Origin of the sequence: Atopomonas hussainii (assembly GCF_900109735.1) — a bacterium.
In the GTDB taxonomy this organism is placed as follows: domain Bacteria; phylum Pseudomonadota; class Gammaproteobacteria; order Pseudomonadales; family Pseudomonadaceae; genus Atopomonas; species Atopomonas hussainii.
In genome coordinates this window covers 3,419-7,376 of the sequence record NZ_FOAS01000028.1, presented here as the reverse complement: position 1 = coordinate 7,376, position 3,958 = coordinate 3,419, and the positions used below count along the sequence as shown (strand labels likewise).

Sequence of the window (3,958 nt, the reverse complement as noted above, 5' to 3'; positions counted from 1 at the left end):
GTGTGTCACCTAACAAGTCGCTCAAGCGGACACGGCAAAAGCATGCTTTTGCCGTTCCCTCGGCAGAGCCTCGGTGCCGCTTAGCTCCCTCATTAGGTTTCGATCTCATGCGATCAGTAGACGATATATTTCAAAGTGAAATTGGTTTTGGTCCAGGCCATCAAATCGAGATTGAAGGATGGTTGGTGGTGGCAAAACCGTTGAGCTATCTGACAGCGTCCGAGTCAAAAGAAGAAAACGCAATCTTAGTAATCGCGCCTGGCTTGTATGAGCAATTTCTCGATCAACTCGCTGTCAGGTGCGGAACCATGGTTGGTTTTGCTGGTACAGCAAAAATTACCGGCAGGTTGTCAAAAACCGGATTATCTCCTTTGCCTTACGCTATCTACAAAATCGACACACTTACATTTCAGGAGCGAGATGGAAGTTCGGCAATATATATTCCAGAAAAAAGTGAAGAGCATGACTGGTTTGATCTGTAACGGGCTAAACCTAACAAATGGTTCAAGCCGTTCGCTTCGCTCACTGGGACGTCCAAAAGCTGCGCTTTTGTCCGCCCCTTAACCAAACGTTAGGGCGCTTCAAATATGCTCGGAAACTACACCGCTACAACGACACCACACGCCACTTTTCAGCGCGTTTTTTTGTCGTTAGCTTTGGTATTTCGCTCAAGCTCCGCGGTGCCGCTTGTAGGTTCGCCGGCGGGTTATTTGCGGTAAGCATCGGAAGGTTTTGACAGCATGGATCGAGTCGCAAATAACTACTTTAGAAAGTCATCACTTCGGCGTTTCGGGTCTTTTCGCTTGGGTTTGGCCTGCACCTTCACGGCCACTACGAGGCATCCTAACAATGCGCTAAACGCCGCTCGTTTCACTCGCTGGACAGTCAAAAGCTGCGCTTTTGCCTGCCCGTTAGCTTATCGTTAGGCGCTTCACATGATGCTCGGAAACCACCTAGCCACAACTAATCCACACGCCGCTTTTCAGCACGCTGTTTTGTCGGTAGCTTTGGTGTTTCGCGCAGCCTCCGCGGTGCCGCTTGTAGGTTCGCCGGCGGGTTATTTGCGGTAAGCAATGGAAGATTTTGACAGCATGGATCGAGTCGCAAATAACTACTTTAGAAGGTCATCACTTCGGCGTTTTGGGTCTTTTCGTTTGGGTTTAGCCTGTAGCTTCACAGCCACAACGAGCCATCCTAACAATGCGCTAAACGCCGCTCGTTTCACTCGCTGGACAGCCAAAAGCTGCGCTTTTGCCTGCCCGTTAGCTTATCGTTAGATATCACGGAGTGAACCCGTGCTTGATGAACCAATTTTTGAATCACTTCCTTCGTCAGAGGACTTCTACTACGACGGGGAGCCTGATGAAAAATGGGCTAGAGAGCACTATCTCGGCAAAGACATTGAGTTTGCTCGTAAGCGCTACCATACATACTGCTCACTGTCTGTTCTCCATGACTGGAGTCATGTAGGCGCTTTCGCATTTCGCTATTACATACTGGGTGCCTGCAGGTATCTGCAGGATGAAAAATCTAGAGATGACGCCGATGTTTATAGTGCTCTGGCCGAGCTTTTACTAAGAAAGCTCGTAGAGCATCCTCAAGAGTTAAAAATCATCTCAGAATACGTTGCAAAATTCTCTCAATGGGCCATTGAGAATTACGAAAAATTCGGAGTGTCCGAATATGAAGATATTTATGGCGACGTTAAAGAAAAATATAGAAAACTGCGAGAGCTGGCTATGAAATCCAGCGGCCGTGAAATCTAACAATGCGCTCAACGCCGCTCACTTCGTTCGCTGGACGTCCAAAAGCTGCGCTTTTGGCCGCCCGTTAGCTTAATCGTTAGGGAAAGCGTATAAATTTATGCATGAGTACGACGACAATTACAGAACTTGCATGAGCACGTATGCAACGTTGCGAATTACATCGGATGCGCTTTCGCCTGAAGAAATATCTGGAATCCTCAAGAAGAACCCAACACGTACATTCCATAAAGGGGAGTTACGGTCAGAACGAGCCTCATCAAAAAATCGTTACTTCACCTATAACGGCTGGTTTTATTGCACCAAAGAGCTATCTATATCTCGTGACTGCCGTCGCCATCTAGATATAATAATAAACAATATCTTACAAGACGGCCCTGCAATCCTGACATTGCAAGAACAAGGTTGCAATGTCGATATTGTAATTTTCTACAGCTACTCTCAAGGTGGTCCCACCATATCGCCAAGTCAAATGCTGCCACTGGCAAATGCAAATATTGATGTTTGGTGGGACCTATACAAAGAAGACGAAGAAGAAGGCATCTAGTTAAATCGTGCTGGCTTATCCCTAACTACTGGTTCAAGCCGCTCGCTTCGCTCGCTCGGGACCGGCTAAGGCCGGCCCCTTAACCAAACGTTAGGGCGCTTCACATAATGCTCGGAAACTACCCAACCACAACGACACATCGCGCCACTATTCTGCGCGACATTTTGCCGGTAGTTTTGGCGTTCTGTTCAAGCCTCGCAGCGCTATCTGCCTTATCGCCTGCGGGTTATTTGCGTTAAAGGAAGGAGTCGTCTGACATCATGGAGCGAGTCGCAAATAACAGCTTTAGCCCTCTTCCGCTTCGGCGCGTATCGACTTCTCGCTTAGGTTTGGCCTGTGGCTCCGCAGCCACAACGAGCCATCCTAACAATGCGCTCAACGCCGCTCACTTCGTTCGCTGGACGTCCAAAAGCTGCGCTTTTGGCCGCCCGTTAGCTTAATCGTTAGGGCGCTTCACATAATGCTCAGAAACCACCCAGCCACAACGATTCCACACGCCACTTTTAAGTGCGTTTTTTTGTCGTTAGCTTTACGGTTTTCTGACAGTTCCTCGGCGCCGTTTGTAGGTTCGCCGGCGGGTTATTTGCGGTAAGCAGCGGAAGGTTTTGACAGCATGGATCAGGTCGCAAATAACTACTTTAGAAAGTCATCACTTCGGCGTTTCAAGTCTTTTTGCTTAGGTTTGGCCTGTCGCTCCGAAGCTACAACGAGCCATCCTAACAATGCGCTAAACGCCGCTCGTTTCACTCGCTGGACAGCCAAAAGCTGCGCTTTTGTCTGCCCGTTAGCTTAATCGTTATACACACAGAGCCAAAACCGTACGGAGTAGTTAACACTGATGTACTACGTTTACGAAGCCAGATATTCAAGCGGAATCCCTTTCTACATTGGCAAGGGCTCTGGAAATCGCATTGAAGTAACCTCGCTCAAATCTCACAGCCCAGAAGTCGCCAACAAAATCGACGACATCAAGGCGAGAGGTCAGTCTCCAAAATTGGAAATCGTCTTCCAAACAGAAAATGAGATAGAGGCTTTCAAAAAAGAAGCAGAGCTAATATCTCTTTACGGTCGGCTAGACCTTGGGACGGGGCCGCTACTAAACAAAAATGCGGGCAGCGTAACAAAGGCAAAGGCTCAAAAAGCATTCAACTTGCTAATTGACGCTGACGACCATCACAAAATTAAAACCTTTTGTGCAAAACATAAAATTAGCCACAAAGACCTCGTGCTAACCTGTGTTTTTAAACACATTGCCGAAATTGAATCCGGGGCATAGTGCGTATAACAATTGGTTCAAGTCGTTCGCTTCGCTCACTGGGACGCCCAAAAGCTACGCTTTTGGCCGCCCCTTAACCAAACGTTAGGGCGCTTCAAATATGCTCGTAAACTACCCAGCCACAACGACACCGCGCGCCACTTTTCTGCGCAACGTTTTGCCGGTAGTTTTGGCGTTGTGTTCAAGCTCCGCAGCGCTGCATGTGTTATCGCCTGCGGGTTATTTGCGTTAAACGAAGGAGTCGTCTGACATCATGGAGCGAGTCGCAAATAACAGCTTTAGCCCTCTTCCGCTTCGGCGCGTATCGACTTTTCGCTTAGGTTTGGCCTGCGGCTCCACAGCCACAACGAGCCATCCTAACAATGCGCTTAA

4 protein-coding genes are annotated in these 3,958 nt (G+C 48.4%); all 4 read left to right on the top strand.

The features are described from left to right. On the top strand, positions 1-482 hold a 482-nt coding region (locus tag BMX80_RS17330), incomplete at its 5' end, for a hypothetical protein (RefSeq protein ID WP_217641985.1). A gap of 813 nt (positions 483-1,295) precedes the next feature. Then, positions 1,296-1,766, top strand: coding sequence for a hypothetical protein (locus tag BMX80_RS17325; RefSeq protein ID WP_074870753.1), 471 nt, complete (start codon positions 1,296-1,298; stop codon positions 1,764-1,766). Between the two features lie 130 nt (positions 1,767-1,896). Further along, the gene (locus BMX80_RS17320; RefSeq protein WP_175474925.1) at positions 1,897-2,310 is read left to right on the top strand and encodes a DUF4279 domain-containing protein; all 414 of its coding nucleotides are present in this window, start codon (positions 1,897-1,899) and stop codon (positions 2,308-2,310) included. Between the two features lie 838 nt (positions 2,311-3,148). Next, on the top strand, positions 3,149-3,586 hold the full coding sequence (locus tag BMX80_RS17315; protein ID WP_074870749.1) for a GIY-YIG nuclease family protein: 438 nt from the start codon (positions 3,149-3,151) through the stop codon (positions 3,584-3,586). Positions 3,587-3,958: the final 372 nt, after the last annotated feature.

What these genes read in the sequence shown, in the direction of transcription:
- BMX80_RS17320 (WP_175474925.1), top strand. Translation starts at nt 1,897, where the DNA reads ATGAGCACGTATGCAACGTTGCGAATTACATCGGATGCGCTTTCGCCT.
- BMX80_RS17315 (WP_074870749.1), top strand. Translation starts at nt 3,149, where the DNA reads ATGTACTACGTTTACGAAGCCAGATATTCAAGCGGAATCCCTTTCTAC.